The sequence below is a fragment of the Sphingomonas sp. DG1-23 genome, from assembly GCF_030730875.1.
Lineage (GTDB): Bacteria > Pseudomonadota > Alphaproteobacteria > Sphingomonadales > Sphingomonadaceae > Sphingomonas.
Genome location: NZ_JAVAMA010000013.1, coordinates 98,116 through 111,793 on the forward strand (window position 1 = coordinate 98,116; position 13,678 = coordinate 111,793).

The following is a 13,678-nucleotide window of genomic DNA, read 5'->3' on the forward strand; positions in this document are numbered from 1 at the left end:
AACAAGTCCGGGGTGACGGATTGATTGGTTTCGGATTGCGCCTTCGCTTGAGATCCCGGCTTTCGCCGGGATGACGGCTAGGCCATCACATTCCGACCGCGCTGCACCACCGCGGTATGGCCCACCCGCGCTGCGGGATTCCGCGTCAGGATCGTGTCCATGAACACCCAGTCGTTCGAGGCGCGCTCGGGAGTCAGGGTCAGCGCCATATAGCCGCGGCGGCTGGTGTCGCACCATTTGAGCTCGGGGTTGGTCGCGATCAACGCGGCGGCGATCACTTTGGGATCGGTCGCGTTGCCGCCTTCCTGACCCGGCGAAGTGACGCTGTGCCCGGCAAACTCGACTCCGGCGGGCTTGCCGTCCCGGGCGAGATCGAATGCCCAGGCATTGTGGCTGTCGCCGCACAGGACGAGCAGATTGGCGCCGGCCGCCTGCGCCGCGCCGAGGAAGCGCGTGCGGCTGGCGGGGAAGCCGCCCCAGCCGTCGAGATCGGCGGGGATGCCGATCTTGCTGGCGAGCACGCTGTTGCGCGCCGATTGACGTGCGCTGTCGGACGCATCGGGTTTGAGCCATTCCAGAGATTGTTCGGGCCGGCGCAATTTGCCCATGATCGTGCCGAATTGCGCGACCTGCCATTTGCGGCCGCTGCGCACCGAACGCGCCATCGCATGGGCGAGCCACACTTCCTGCTCGCTGCCGAGCATCGTCCGGGTCGGATCCTGCAATGCCCCGTCGCGGAATTCGGCGAGCGCGGCGGCGGGGTTCGCCGTGCGGAAGAGCGCCCCGACCCCGAGCTCCTCGCTGCGCGCGATCAGCCGGGTCTCGGTGCGGAACAAGGTCGCCAGTCCGCCGATGTCGTAGCTGCCCCAAGGCGTTTCCGAAACCGGCATCCATTCCTTGAACGCCTGCAGCGCCGCGGCCTTGCGGGTGCTCCACAGGCCTTCGAATTCGGGCTGATGGTTCTGCGCGCCGGCCTCGCGCGAATTGTTGGTCGATTCGTGATCGTCCATCTGGACGAGCATCGGCTTGAGGCGGTGGAGCGCCTGCAGATCGAGATCGGCGCGATAGCTGGCATAGCGCAGGCGATAATCGGCGAGATGGACCATTTCGCTCACCGGCTCAGGCCAGCGCCCGTCGACCGCACCGCTTTCGGGCGCGTAGCCGCCTTTGGCATATTCGTAGAGATAGTCGCCGAGATGGACCCACAGGTCGATGTCGCTGCGCGCGGCGGCATGGGCATAGGCGTTGAAATAGCCGAAGGGCAGGTTCGAGCAGGAGAAGATCGCGATGCCGAAGCGGCGGACATCGCCTTCGGGCAGGGTTTGCGTCCGGCCGACGGGCGAAAAACTGCCGTCGGGGGCGACGAAGCGGTAGAAATAGCGCGTTCCGGGGGCGAGACCCTGCACGGTGATCTTGGCGGTATGGTCGCGCCAGGGGCCGGTGGTCAGCTCGCCGCCGCTCAGGATGCGCGCGAAATCCTCGGTGGACGAGACTTCGGCGCGCAGTTTCGCGGGGCCGCCTTCCTTTGGCACGTAGCGCGTCCACAGCAACATCGTGTCGGGGCCGGGCTCGCCGCTGGCGACCGAATGGGTGAAGCCGCTGCTCGGCTGGCCCAGCGCGAAGCCGGGGATCGACAGTGCGGCGAGCCCGAAGGTGCCGGTCAGCAGCAGGTGGCGGCGATCGATGTTCATGGCGTGGAGGGTCCCCTTCGTCGCAAAGCCTGTACGCGAAACTTGGCGGGTTCGTGACAGCGCGCCGGTGCGCGGCTAAGCAGCGGCGAGGTCGTTCGCAAATAACTGGAATTTCGCATGCACGTGTGTGCAACCGCAGCCGGGCGGGTCATTCTTAGCTGATGGCAGAGGAGCGCGCCGTGGCGATGGCACGCGAACCGCGGCTGCCTTCACTTGCCGCTGCCCTCGAGGCGCTGCCGCATTGGTCGATCCTGCTGGTCGCCGCGATCGCCGTGCGCGCGGTCGCGTTCGGCAATCCGGTGGTGCATGTCGACGAGGAATTCTATTTCCTGACCGCGCAACGGATGCTCGAGGGCGCGCTGCCTTATGTCGACATCTGGGACCGCAAGCCGATCGGGCTGTTCCTGATCTATCTGCCGGCGGCGGCGTTCGGGCCGGTAATCGGGCTCTGGGCCTATCAGACGATGGCGCTGGCCAGCGTGGTGGTCACGGCGCTGCTGATCGCGCGGCTGGCCGAGCGCGGCGGCTGGGGCAAAGGCGGGCTGGTCGCGGGGCTGCTCTATCTGTTCATGCTCGGCTTCGGCGACGGCCAGAGCGGGCAGGCGCCGGTATTCTACAATCTGCTTACCGCCGCGGCGATGATTCTCGCGGTGCCGTGCGGCGCCTCGGCAGCGAACACCCGGCTGCGCAGGGCGCGCGCGATCGGCGCGATGGCGCTGATCGGCGTGGCGCTGCAGGTCAAATATTCGGTGCTGTTCGAGGGCATGTTCCTCGGGCTGTGGCTGCTCTGGCGCGAGCATCGGCTCGGGCGCGCGAAGGTGCGGATCGGGTGGTTCGGAGTCGAGCTGATCGCGGTGGCGATGGTGCCGACCTTCCTCGCCTGGGGAGTCTATGCCGCGATCGGGCACGGCTATGCGTGGTTCTACGCCAATCTCGGCTCGATCCTCGACCGCAACAGCGATCCGGCGCTGGAGCTGCTCGGCAACTTCCTCAAGGTGGCGCTGATCCTCGCCCCGCTGCTGGTCGTCAGCGGGCTTTCGCGGCACGTTCCGACCAGCGACGAAGGCGAGCGGCCGATCCGTGCGCTCTATTTCGGCTGGCTGATCGCATCGGTGTTCGGGCTGATCGTGTTCGGGACGTGGTTCAACCATTATGCGCTGCCGGTGATGCTGCCGGCCTGCCTGTGCTGCGCCGGGTATCTCGGCAGCGTGGCAGCGGGCCGGAGGATCGTCGCGCCGCTGCTATTGCTGGTCGCCGGCGTGGGCGGCGAGATCACCGTATGGAGCGCGAAGTGGCATCGCGGCGACGCGGAGCAGCTCGAGACCCTGGCCGAGGCGATCGGCCGCGGTCCGGGATGCCTGTACGTCTATTCGGGCAATTCGAGCCTCTATTCGCACACCGGGCGCTGCGCGCTGAGCCCGTGGGTCTATCCCAGCCATCTGACGCGCGAGCGCGAGAATGGTGCGGTCGGAGTCGATCAGTTGACCGAGATCGGCCGGATCTTCGACCAGCGGCCGGAGATCGTCGTGATGGGGCCTGCATTTTCCGGCGAGCGCATGGAATCGCGGCGGCTGGTGGCGGATCGGCTGACCGCGGGCGGCTATGCCTCGCGCGGACGCTACCCGCTCGGCAAGACGCTGCTGGAGGTCTACGCCGCGCCGGGCAGCACGGCCGGCGTCGCGTCGCCGCGCCGCGCCGCGAGAAGCCCTTCATAATAGCGCATCAGCTCGACCGTGTGGTCGCGGTCGCTGCGCACCTTGCCTGCGGCGACCCTGGCGGCGGCGCGCAGGATCGCCGGCTCGCGCGCGAACATCCGGCGGATCGCATCGGCGGCCGACAGCGCATCGCGCGCGGTATAGGTCTCGGCGAACAGGGGATCGGCGATCTCGGCGAAACCGCCTTCGTCGGGGCCGACCAGCGGCAGCCCCGAGGCCAATGCCTCCGACGCGACCAGCCCGAACGGCTCGGCATCCGAGCCGTGGATCAGGGCGTCGCAGCTCGCCATGATCCGCGACAGGCGGACGCGGTCATAGACCGGGCGGAAGATGCGGATGTGCGGGCTGCCGGCGATGCGGTCCTCGAGCTTGCGGCGCTCGGGGCCGTCGCCGATCAGGATCAGCCCGACCGGCAGATCGGTCGCCGCCGCCTCGACCGCGTCGATCACCAAAGGCCAGCGCTTTTCCTTGTGGTGGCGGCCGAGCCCGAGCAGCAGATGCCCCTCGGGCGGCAGGCCGCATTGCTCGAGCAGGGCGACGCGCAATTTCTCGTCGCGCAGATCGGGCGAGAACCAGCTGCGCTCGATCCCGAGCGGCATCGACGCATCGACGGTCATGCCGCGACGGCGGAAGCGCTTGGCGAGCGCGGGGCCGTTGGTGACGAGCGCGTCGTAATGGCCGAGGAAGCGGTTCATGTAGCGCGTGTACCAGGCGAAGGCGTTCTCGACCTGGATGGGCGAGGCGACGCTGTCGAGCCAGCGCTGCGGATAGGCGCCGATCTGGTCGCCATGCGCGAAGAACACCTTGAGCGATGGGCCCTTCCACCTCGCCACGGTCCAGGCGGGGAGCCAGGGCGAGCTGCATTCGAGGATGTCGGGCTGGAGCTGGTCGAGCAGCTTCCACACCGGCTCGTCCTTGACGAAGATGCAGTAATTGCGGTCGAGCACCAGGGCCGGCGACTTGACCCAGAGGATACGGCCGCCGCCCGGGCGATCCTCGACACCGTCCTCGAGCGCGGGAGCGATGACGGTCAGCTCATGGCCCATATCGGCCATGATGCCGATCTTGCGATCGATATAGGTGCGCACCCCGCCGCCGGTGGGCGAATAGAATTCGTTGACGTCGACGATGCGCATGCTCCGCCTCCTCAGTCCAATGGGCCGAAGCCGCCGAGACCCTTCAGATACTGCGCGCGCACGGTGATCTGGCCGCCATTGGCGGGAACGTTGACCAGAGCCTGACGCACCTTGGGGCGGCTGCGGCCGAGCCGCTGGTTGCTCGGAAAGCCGGCGCCGTCCTGCCAGAAATTGAACTTGTTCTTGCCGTCGCGGTCATGGGTGAACAGCAACGCCCATTGCCCGGCGCTCGGCGCGCGGATGCACAAGGTGACCGGGCCCGAGGCGGGGGTGGGCGCCCAGATGCGGCGCATCTGCTTGCCCTCGGCCTTGATCGTGCGATCGTCCTTGAGGAAATCGGCTTCGTTGCCCGGATAGATTTCAAGCTTGAGCCGGCCGCCGCGATCCTTGAGCCCGGTGACGTTGACGTAGAGCTTGGGGCCGACGCCGTGCGCGCACGAGCCGTCGAGCGGGTCCTGCGCGCGGGCGGCGCCGGGCAGCGCCAGCGCGGCGAGCGCGAGGGAGAGAAGAGCGGGGCGGATCATTGCTTGTTCCTCGTGATCAATGCGTGCGCGCTGAAGCCCGCGATCAGTGCGACATGGGCGAGCAGGGTCAGCGCCGCGATCAGCGCCATCAATTCGGAAAGGGCTTCGCCTTGCCCGATCACCACGCCGGCGATCGTCGCGAAGGCGACTTCCTTGTTGGGGACCAGAGGCAGGCGCCAGACGAGCAGGCGGCCGGCGGCCATCAACAGCCAGAAGCCGACCGAGACCTGCGGAAGCGCGAAATGCCACGCGACCGCGATCAGGAACGAGCCGGTCAGGATGCGCGCGCAATGGACGCCGAAGATCCACCACAAGGTGCCGCGCGGCAGCGAGAACACCCGCCGCGAGAAGATCATGAACGGCAAGGAGGTGGCGACGATGATCGCGATCGAGCCCCACACCCAATTCTGCTGGACATGGGTGAGCAGGCCCATGCCGAACGGCGCGGCGAGCAGGATCATCGCCAGGGTGACCATGTTGCCGGCGATCGCCGACAAGATCGTCACGTCCTTGACCGCGCCGAACGGGGCCGCGACCATCTGGGTGCGCTGGCGCGCCCAGGCGTAGAAATAGGCCTCGCCCGAATAGCCGATCAGGACTTCGTTCGAGATGCGCTTCTTATGCAGCGCGGCCATTCCCGCCAGCGGGATGTTCCACAGCCGCTTGAAGATGATGTAGTCGAAAGTCGGCGGGCCGAGATAATAAAGCGCGAAGGCGAGATAAAAGAACGGGCTGGTCGGCAGCCGCCGCGACAGCCCGGCGAGCCCCGAATCGAACAATTCGTGCGCGAGCGCGCCGATCATCAGCAAGGTGAGCGCGCCGCCGAGCAGCATCGGCCAGCGGCGGCGGATCTTTTCGACGGGTTCGAGCCCGGCAAGGTCGGGCGCGCCCGACAACGGGGCTTCGACAGCGCTGGTGTTCACCGAAGCCTCCACTGCTGGTTCATTCACTGGGTCATGTTCCGCTGCAGACACGTAAAACAAATATCACTTTGTTTCCGCGTCTTGCATCGCCTCCCCGAAATGCGCGCCCGTGCGGAGATGGCGGATTGACAGCAGAATGCGGTTTATTGCGGGGGCGATTTGGGCCTAAGGATGGCAAACCGCAAGGGCAGATGTTGCACCGCACCTATTCCGAAACCGCACGACACATCCTCAGCTACGCCCAGACGATGCAGGGCGGCGGGGTGGAACGTGCGTTGCTGCGCATGACCGAGGGCTGGCTGCGCGCCGGCCGGCGGGTGACGCTGGTGCTCGGCAGTGACGCGGGCCCGCTGGCCGCGGAAATCCCGCAAGGCGCGGAGCTGATCCATCTCGGCGATGCGCGCTATTCGGCGCTGTTCGGGCTCGCCGGACAAGTTCGGCAGGCGGCGCCCGACCTGATCTTCTGCCCGGGCAATCATTATAGCGCGATCGCGGCGCTGACCCGGCTGCGGCTGGGGCGCGCCGCTCCGCCGATCGTCGCCAAGGTGTCGAACGCTTTGGTCCGTCCCGAGCAGGGCGGCCTGGAAGCCTGGGCCTATCGCCGCTGGCTGCGGCTCCACCCGCACTTTCTCGATCATGTCGTCGCGATGACCCCCGCGATGGCGGCCGAAGCGATCGCCGAGATGCACGTGCCGGCCGAGCGGGTGAGCGTGATCGCCAACCCGCCCGCCTTGCCGCGCCTCGACGCGGCGCCGGTGCCGCTACCCGAGGGGCGCTATATCGTCGGGGTGGGCCGGCTCGAGCCGCAGAAGCGCTGGGATCGACTGATCGCCGCGCTGCCGCGGCTGGCCGACCAGGAGATCAAGCTGCTGATCCTTGGCGAGGGCAGCGTGCGCGGTGCGCTGGAGGCGCAGGTGGCAGCGCGGGGGCTCGGCGCGCGCGTGTCGATGCCGGGCCATGCCGGCGACCCGCTGCCGGCGCTGGCGGGGGCGGCGCTGGCGGTGCTGACTTCGGACTATGAAGGGGTGCCGGGGGTGCTGCGCGAGGCGTTGTCGGTGGGGACGCCGGTGGTTTCGACCGAATCGAGCGTCGCGGTGCGCGAGATCGTGACGGGGCCTGCGCTGGGCACGGTGATCGCGCGCGAGGATGCGGATGCGCTGGTCGCGGCACTCGACCATTGGCTCGCGCCCGGACGCGCCCGGCCGGCGCCGGTGGGGGCGACGGGCGATCCGATCGCGGAGTATCTGGCGTTGTTCGACCGGCTGCTTGCCGAGCGCCAACCTTGAAGGCGTTGTGCTCCTGCGGAAGCAGGAGCCCCGAGTCACGGGCGGTGCGCTTGCGCGCCTGGGGCTCCTGCTTTCGCAGGAGCACTGCGGCTCTCCCGCCTCAGCGCAATCGATACCGCAATCCCAGCCAGAGCGTGCGCGGGGTGGCGCGCTCCACCACGCCGGGCCCGCTGATCCCCGCTTCGACGCGCGCATCGGTGAGGTTCTCGGCCCGCGCTTCGGCGACGAGGCTGCGGGTCAGCGGCAGGGCCGCCACGGCGTCGAAGGTAAGCGCGTCGGCGAGTTCGCGGCTGTTCTGGTCGTCCTCGAACTGCGGCGAGGCGTAGCGCGCGGTGAGCGATGCGCCGCGATCGCCGCGATGCCATGCCAGCGTCGCCGAGGCCTGGTGCTGTGCGGTCTGTGCGGGGCGAAGCCCGTCGAGCGCTGCCGCCACGCCCGATGCGTGCACCCGCGAATCGGCAAAGGCATAAGACGCCGACAGGCTGACCGGTCCCGCCTCGAACCTGCCGTCGAGCTCGACTCCGCGCGCCTCGACTGCATCGAGATTTTGACGCTGGCGATAGACTCCCGCCGCCGAGACGAAGCCGACGCCGGGGAAGGCCCCGGGGCCGTTGGCGAGCGTCACATTGGCGATCGCATCGTCGAGCCGGTTCCAATAGCCAGTGGCGCGCAGGGTCAGCGCCGGGGCGAGGCGCCAGTCGAGCCCGATCTCGGCGCCGGTCAGCCGCTCGGGATCGAGCGCGGCGTTGGCGGCGGTGGCATCGGCGCCGACGCGGAACGGTCGGTAGAGTTCGTTGAGCGTCGGCAGCCGCCAGCCGCGATAGGCCGCCGTCCGCAAGGTGACTTGGCCTGCGGCGAAGGCAAGGCCGACCCGACCGGTCGCCTCGGTGCCGCTGCGGTCGGCGAAAGCAAGGTCGGTGAGCGCGGCACCGCCGGCAAGCGGCCGCTCGACCAGCGAGCCATCGGTGATCGTCCAGCGATCGAGCCGCCCGCCGGCGTTGAGGGTCAGCGCGCCGGCTTCGTAGCTCGCATCGAAGAAACCGCCCAAGGTGGCGCTCTCGCCGCCGGCGACGCGGCGGCGTGTCGGGGTGCCGGCGACGAAGGTGTACAGTTCCCGGGTTCGTCCCGAGACGTGTCGCACATCGCTGCCCAGCCGAAGCGTGATGCCGCCGCCGATCGGGGGAGCGATCTCGACGCGGCCGCCCATGCCGGTGGCGGGAACATTATATTGGTCGAGCGTCGGCGATGCGGCGGTCCGCGTATCATTGACGCTGGCGAAGCCGCTCGCGAACTGGCGGGTCTGCAGATAGGCCAGCGCCGACCAGCCCCAGCCACCGTTCTTGACGATCCGGATACTGGCATCGGCGCCGTCGCTGGCGACGCGGGTGAAATCCACGCCGCGATCGCGCAGGTCGGTGAAGCCGGAAACATTGGTCTGGAGCTCGGCGCCGCCGCCAAGATCCACGACGCCACGCAACGCAAGGCTAGCTTGCTCATAGGGCGCGGCACGATCGGCGGGACCGCGATCCTCTGCGACCACGGGAATGAAACCGTCGCCGCGGGCATATTGGCCGGCGACCGTGACGAAGCCGCCGCCGAGTTTGGCCGAGGCGAGGGCAGTGGCGTCCATGCTGTCGCGGCTGCCATAGGCGGCGCGCAACTGGAGCGGACCGAGATTTTCGGGCGACCCGCTGGTCAGGTCGATCGTGCCGGCGAGCGCGCCGGGCCCGGCATAGCCGCTGCCGCCGCCACGGGTGATGCGGACCGCGGCGAGGCGTTCGGGCAGATAGGCCGGAAACGCCACCCAGCCGCCGAACGGGTCGGTCTGCGGTACGCCGTCGAGCATGACCAGAGCGCGGCTCGATGCGTTGCCGCCGAGGCCGCGCAGAGTCACCCCCTGGCTGGTCGGATGCGCCGAGCGCGAATCGGAGCGGCGAAACTGCGCGACGCCGGCGGCGTCGCGCAGCGCGTCTTCGAGCCGGTTGCTCGCAGTGGCGGTCAGGCGCTCGCGGGGAATCACGACCACGTCGTACGCAGCCTCCCCCGGCGGCGCGTCGAGCCCGCGGCCGGTGACGATGATTTCGTTGGGGTCGGTCTGGGCAAAAGCGGGGGCGGCGACAAGGAGCGAGCCGATCGCCATCCACAGTCCGTCACCCCGGCCGAAGTGCCGGGGCCCACTGCGCAGATAGCAAGACGCTGCATGCCGGAAGCGCATCCCTGGCCGCCTGGCGGACCCCGGCACTTCGGCCGGGGTGACGATAATGTCGGTCACCGAGGCGCGACGCGATCGGGGTGCGCGGCGGCGAAGGCTTCGAGCGCCATCGCCGCGGAATCGGCGGCGACCAGCCTCGGGAAGGCGTCGAGCGGGGTGCCGAAGCGGCGGGCGTTGAACATCTGGGGGACGAGGAAGATGTCGGCCACGCCCGGCGCATCGCCGCCGAGGAAGGGCCCGTCGCCGGCCATCGCCTCGAGCGCGGCAAAGCCTTCGGCGATCCAGTGGCGGGTCCATTCGTCGCGCGCCTCGTCGTCGACCCCCATCGCCTTGAGCCGGCGCATCACGCGCAGATTGTTGAGCGGATGGGTGTCGGCGGCGATCACCAGGGCACGGGCGAGGGCTGCGGCGCGTTCGTCGGGATCGGCGGGGATCAGCCGCGGTTCGGGGTATCGCGCGTCGAGCCAGTCGATGATCGCGAGGCTCTGGGTCAGCACCTTGCCGTCGATTTCGAGCGCGGGAACGAAGCCCTGCGGGTTCAGCGCGAGATGCTCGGGCGAGCGCTGCTGGTTCTCGAGCAGCATCACGTCGCGGCGTTCATAGGCGAGGCCCTTCAGATTGAGCGCTATGCGGACGCGAAAGGCTGCGGACGAGCGGAAATAATCGTGAAGCAGCATGGTGCCTCCCCTTGGCTCAGGTAACGGGGGGCTGCCCCGGCGGTTCCGCGATCGTCGCCGTGCCGGCGACGGTATCGCGGTGGCGGATGCGCCAGTGGAAGCCGCGCGGCGCATTTTCCACAGCCTTGGCGGCGCGTTCGGCCTCGCTTTCGAGCGCGACCTTGATCATCGCGACGATCGGGTCGGCGAGCGCCAGCCCCATCACCCCGAACAGGGTGCTGGCGAGGATCTGCGCCGACAGGGTCAGCGCCGGCGGCAAGTCGACGGTGCGCTTGGCGACGATCGGGATCAGCACATAGCCGTCGAAGGTCTGCACCCCGAAATAGATCGCGATCGCCCATAGCCCCTGGTCGACGCCGGCGCTGAACCCGACCGAGACCATCAGCACGCCGCTGATGAACGCGCCGATATTGGGGATGAAGGCGAGGATGCCGGTGATGATGCCGAGCAAAAGCGCCATCGGCACGCCGGCGATCGACAGCAGGATCCAGGTCAGCACGCCTTCGAACAGCATGCCGAGCAGACGCCCGGCGAGCAGCACGCGCAGCATCCGCGCCATCCGCGCGATCGTCACCGAGAAATCGTCGCGCGCGCCGACCGGCACCATCCATTGCAGCCCGCGCTCGTAGATCCGCGGCTCCAAAGCGACGAACAGCCCGATCGACATCACCATCAACAGGCTGGCGCCGGCGCCGAGAACGGTGCCCACCGCCGAGGTCAGCCGGCCGATCGAACCCAGCGCCTGTTGCGCCATGCCGCTGAGATCGGCGCGGCCGGGCATCAGCCCGAGGCCCGAGATCCATTCGACCACCCGATTGCCCTGCACCTCGAGCGTGGTGCGGAGCTGCTCGGCCTGCTGGGCGATCTGGACGCCGGTGAGATAGAAGACCCCGCCGATGAAGCCGAGCGCGAACAAAACCACGATCAGGATGCGCAGGCCGCGCGGGATCGGCGCGACCCGGCCGAGCAATCGCGCGCCGCCGTCGAGCATCGAAGCGAAGACCAGTCCGCCGAAGATGATCAGCAAAGGCTGGATCAGCAGCACCACCAACGCGGTGGCGATCGCCAGCCCGAACCATACCGAGGCGCGCTTGAGCTCGGCGCGCACGAGCGGATCGCGCAATTCGTTGGGGCCGGGCTGGTGGACGACCTGGACGCCTTCGCTTTGCGGAGAATCGGCGCTCATCGGGCCTCCTGCGTCGGGTGGAGCGACGTGCCGGCGCGGCCGCCGCGGAACGAAGCGGGCCAGCTCAGCGGGTTCCAGCTCGCGCTGCCGTCCAGTGAGAAAGTGAGGAATTCGGCGCGGCCGCCGATATTCTCCCACGGCACCGGCCCGCCGAGCCCGTTCTGCGCGATGGTGAAGCGGCTGTCGGCGCTGTTGTCGCGATTGTCGCCCATCAGGAACACCCGGCCCTGCGGCACCTTGATCTCGGGATAATTGTCGCCGGGGCTCCAGCCGAGATCGACGGTGTCGTAGGATCGGCCTTCGGGCAGGGTCTCGCGGAAGATCGGCAGCCGGCAGACCGCCTTGCCCTCGGCCGTGCGGACGAGGCGGTCGCGATAATGGTCGGGGTCGCAGCGGGTGTTGGCGTCGACCGGAATGTCGCGGGTGCCCGCGGCGCGGCGCGGGATCGGCTTGCCGTTGAGCCAGACCACGCCTTCGCGCACTGCGATGCGGTCGCCCGGAAGCCCGATGACGCGCTTGATGTAATCGGTCTCGGTGCCCGGCGGGGTGACGATCACCACGTCGCCGCGCTTCGGCAGGCTGCCGAACAGCCGGCCCGGCATGAACGGCAGCAGATGGAAGGTCGGTGTGACGAAGCTGTAGCCATAGGGATATTTGGTGACGACCAGCCGGTCGCCGACCAGCAGCCCCGGCATCATCGATTCGGACGGGATGTAGAAGGGCTTGGCGACGAGGCTGTGGAAGCCGAGCACCGCGAGGATCAGCCAGAAGATTCCGCGCAATTCGGCCCACCAGTCGGTGCCGCGCCGCGCGTCCTTACCCTGTTCCTTGAAATCGTCTTCGTGCGTCAACGCCAACTCGTCCGCGGCCATGGCCATCAATCGTCCTTCCCGACCGCGATCGCCTCGATCATCACCATGGCGAACGCCCAGGGATGATCGTCGGTCAGGGTGAGATGCACCTTCGCGACGTGGCCGTCGGGAGTGAGGGCGTCAAGCCTCGCTTTCGCTCCCCCGGTCAGCGCCAGCGTCGGCGCTCCCGAAGGCGCGTTGACGACACCGATGTCCTTGAGGAACACTCCCTGCTTGAACCCGGTTCCGACCGCCTTCGAAAAGGCTTCCTTGGCGGCGAAGCGCTTGGCGAGTGTCGCGGCGTAATTGTGCGGACGCCGGGCCGCCTTTTTGAGCTCGATCTCGGTGAAGGCGCGCTGCTCGAAGCGCGCGCCGAAACGGTCGAGCGAGGACTGGATCCGCTCGATGTTGCACAGGTCGGAGCCGAGGCCGAGGATCATGCGAGCAGGAGAAGATTAGAGTTCAGGACGGCGAGATTGAATGCGAAAAGCAGCATCAGAAGCAGGATCGCAGGCATCATTTTCCCCTCGCCCCGCAAAAGCGCAGTGCCCGCCAGGCCTACGATTTGCAGCGCCGGCCATAGCAAAAGGTCGAACCGGCTTGCCACGATCGCGTAAAATGTGAGCAATCCGGCATATGCCAGCCAGAGAATGTTGGCCCAGCGGAGGATCGTGTAGGTCGCCGCGACCGCAAATCCGGGCGCCGCGGTCAACGCGCCGAATCCATCAGCGCGCGCATCCGCCGGACCACCGGGGCGAGGCCGTCGAAGATCGCCTCGCCGATCAGGAAATGGCCGATGTTGAGTTCGGCCACCTGCGGGATCGCGGCGATGGGGACGACATTGTCGAAGGTCAGGCCGTGCCCGGCATGCGGCTCGAGCCCGGCCTTGACCGCGAGCGCCGCGGCATCGGCGATGCGGCGCAATTCTTCGGCGCGTTCGGCCTCGGCCAGCTCGCAATAGCGGCCGGTGTGCAGCTCGATCACCGGCGCGCCGAGGCGCAGCGCGGCGTCGATCTGGCGCTCGTCGGGCTCGACGAATAGCGACACCCGGCAGCCGGCATCGCGCAATTTGGCCACCATCGGCGCGAGATGGTTATGCTGGCCCGCCGCATCTAGCCCGCCCTCGGTGGTGCGCTCCTCACGCTTTTCGGGAACGATGCACACGGCGTGCGGGCGATGGCGGAGCGCGATCGCGAGCATTTCCTCGGTCGCCGCCATTTCGAGGTTGAGCGGGATCGTCAGCTCGGCGGAGAGCCGGGCAATGTCGTCGTCGGTGATATGGCGGCGATCCTCGCGCAGATGCGCGGTGATTCCGTCGGCGCCCGCCTCGGCGGCGAGCAGGGCCGCGCGCACCGGATCGGGATAGCCCGACCCGCGCGCGTTCCGCACCGTCGCGACATGATCGATGTTGAGGCCGAGGCGCAGCTTGCCGGTCATCCGCCCATCCGTTCGTTTCGAGCGAAGTCGAGAAACGCAT

13 protein-coding genes are annotated in these 13,678 nt (G+C 68.3%); 2 read left to right on the forward strand and 11 right to left on the reverse strand.

Going from position 1 to position 13,678, the window contains the following annotated elements:
* Positions 1–77: 77 nt before the first annotated feature.
* Complete coding sequence (locus tag Q9Q95_RS18720; RefSeq protein ID WP_306098671.1) at positions 78–1,691, reverse strand: alkaline phosphatase; 1,614 nt, start codon at positions 1,689–1,691, stop codon at positions 78–80.
* Between the two features lie 185 nt (positions 1,692–1,876).
* Here Q9Q95_RS18720 and Q9Q95_RS18725 point away from each other — a divergent pair, with 185 nt between their 5' ends.
* A complete protein-coding gene (locus Q9Q95_RS18725; protein ID WP_306098672.1) occupies positions 1,877–3,406 on the forward strand; it encodes a glycosyltransferase family 39 protein in 1,530 nt (509 codons plus the stop codon).
* Here the strand turns inward: Q9Q95_RS18725 and Q9Q95_RS18730 are convergent.
* From Q9Q95_RS18730 to Q9Q95_RS18740, 3 genes are read right to left on the reverse strand one after another with little or no spacing between them, the layout of a single operon-like run.
* On the reverse strand, positions 3,340–4,542 hold the full coding sequence (locus tag Q9Q95_RS18730) for a glycosyltransferase (protein ID WP_306098673.1): 1,203 nt from the start codon (positions 4,540–4,542) through the stop codon (positions 3,340–3,342). The two genes, Q9Q95_RS18725 and Q9Q95_RS18730, sit on opposite strands and share 67 nt — an antisense overlap.
* Positions 4,543–4,553: 11 nt before the next feature.
* On the reverse strand, positions 4,554–5,066 hold the full coding sequence (locus tag Q9Q95_RS18735; protein ID WP_306098674.1) for a DUF2141 domain-containing protein: 513 nt from the start codon (positions 5,064–5,066) through the stop codon (positions 4,554–4,556).
* Positions 5,063–5,989, reverse strand: a complete 927-nt coding sequence (locus Q9Q95_RS18740) for a hypothetical protein (protein WP_306098675.1) — start codon at positions 5,987–5,989, stop codon at positions 5,063–5,065. Before Q9Q95_RS18740 ends, Q9Q95_RS18735 begins: the two co-directional genes overlap by 4 nt.
* Before the next feature lie 191 nt (positions 5,990–6,180).
* On the opposite strand from Q9Q95_RS18740, the gene Q9Q95_RS18745 reads away from it, so the two are divergent.
* A complete protein-coding gene (locus Q9Q95_RS18745; protein WP_306098676.1) occupies positions 6,181–7,275 on the forward strand; it encodes a glycosyltransferase in 1,095 nt (364 codons plus the stop codon).
* Between the two features lie 100 nt (positions 7,276–7,375).
* Here Q9Q95_RS18745 and Q9Q95_RS18750 read toward each other — a convergent pair whose 3' ends face one another.
* From Q9Q95_RS18750 to Q9Q95_RS18780, 7 genes are all read right to left on the reverse strand, one after another.
* On the reverse strand, positions 7,376–9,415 hold the full coding sequence (locus tag Q9Q95_RS18750; protein WP_306098677.1) for a TonB-dependent receptor: 2,040 nt from the start codon (positions 9,413–9,415) through the stop codon (positions 7,376–7,378).
* Positions 9,416–9,543: 128 nt separating this feature from the next.
* Positions 9,544–10,164: a maleylacetoacetate isomerase gene (gene maiA, locus Q9Q95_RS18755; protein WP_306098678.1), complete on the reverse strand. Its 621-nt coding sequence runs from the start codon at positions 10,162–10,164 to the stop codon at positions 9,544–9,546.
* 16 nt (positions 10,165–10,180) lie between these two features.
* Positions 10,181–11,350, reverse strand: coding sequence for an AI-2E family transporter (locus Q9Q95_RS18760; protein WP_306098679.1), 1,170 nt, complete (start codon positions 11,348–11,350; stop codon positions 10,181–10,183).
* A complete protein-coding gene (lepB, locus tag Q9Q95_RS18765) occupies positions 11,347–12,222 on the reverse strand; it encodes a signal peptidase I (protein ID WP_306098753.1) in 876 nt (291 codons plus the stop codon). Before lepB ends, Q9Q95_RS18760 begins: the two co-directional genes overlap by 4 nt.
* Before the next feature lie 5 nt (positions 12,223–12,227).
* Positions 12,228–12,641, reverse strand: a complete 414-nt coding sequence (acpS, locus tag Q9Q95_RS18770) for a holo-ACP synthase (RefSeq protein WP_306098680.1) — start codon at positions 12,639–12,641, stop codon at positions 12,228–12,230.
* A complete protein-coding gene (locus Q9Q95_RS18775) occupies positions 12,638–12,913 on the reverse strand; it encodes a hypothetical protein (protein ID WP_306098681.1) in 276 nt (91 codons plus the stop codon). The genes acpS and Q9Q95_RS18775 overlap by 4 nt, the downstream gene beginning before the upstream one ends.
* Positions 12,910–13,638, reverse strand: a complete 729-nt coding sequence (locus tag Q9Q95_RS18780; RefSeq protein ID WP_306098682.1) for a pyridoxine 5'-phosphate synthase — start codon at positions 13,636–13,638, stop codon at positions 12,910–12,912. The genes Q9Q95_RS18775 and Q9Q95_RS18780 overlap by 4 nt, the downstream gene beginning before the upstream one ends.
* Positions 13,639–13,678: the final 40 nt, after the last annotated feature.

Excerpts from the sequence above, each read along its gene's own strand:
- Q9Q95_RS18780 (WP_306098682.1), bottom strand. The coding sequence starts at position 13,638 with ATGACCGGCAAGCTGCGCCTCGGCCTCAACATCGATCATGTCGCGACG.
- Q9Q95_RS18745 (WP_306098676.1), top strand. The coding sequence starts at position 6,181 with ATGTTGCACCGCACCTATTCCGAAACCGCACGACACATCCTCAGCTAC.
- Q9Q95_RS18725 (WP_306098672.1), top strand. The coding sequence starts at position 1,877 with ATGGCACGCGAACCGCGGCTGCCTTCACTTGCCGCTGCCCTCGAGGCG.
- maiA (WP_306098678.1), bottom strand. The coding sequence starts at position 10,164 with ATGCTGCTTCACGATTATTTCCGCTCGTCCGCAGCCTTTCGCGTCCGC.
- Q9Q95_RS18760 (WP_306098679.1), bottom strand. The coding sequence starts at position 11,350 with ATGAGCGCCGATTCTCCGCAAAGCGAAGGCGTCCAGGTCGTCCACCAG.
- Q9Q95_RS18750 (WP_306098677.1), bottom strand. The coding sequence starts at position 9,415 with ATGGCGATCGGCTCGCTCCTTGTCGCCGCCCCCGCTTTTGCCCAGACC.
- Q9Q95_RS18735 (WP_306098674.1), bottom strand. The coding sequence starts at position 5,066 with ATGATCCGCCCCGCTCTTCTCTCCCTCGCGCTCGCCGCGCTGGCGCTG.
- Q9Q95_RS18730 (WP_306098673.1), bottom strand. The coding sequence starts at position 4,542 with ATGCGCATCGTCGACGTCAACGAATTCTATTCGCCCACCGGCGGCGGG.
- acpS (WP_306098680.1), bottom strand. The coding sequence starts at position 12,641 with ATGATCCTCGGCCTCGGCTCCGACCTGTGCAACATCGAGCGGATCCAG.
- lepB (WP_306098753.1), bottom strand. The coding sequence starts at position 12,222 with ATGGCCGCGGACGAGTTGGCGTTGACGCACGAAGACGATTTCAAGGAA.
- Q9Q95_RS18720 (WP_306098671.1), bottom strand. The coding sequence starts at position 1,691 with ATGAACATCGATCGCCGCCACCTGCTGCTGACCGGCACCTTCGGGCTC.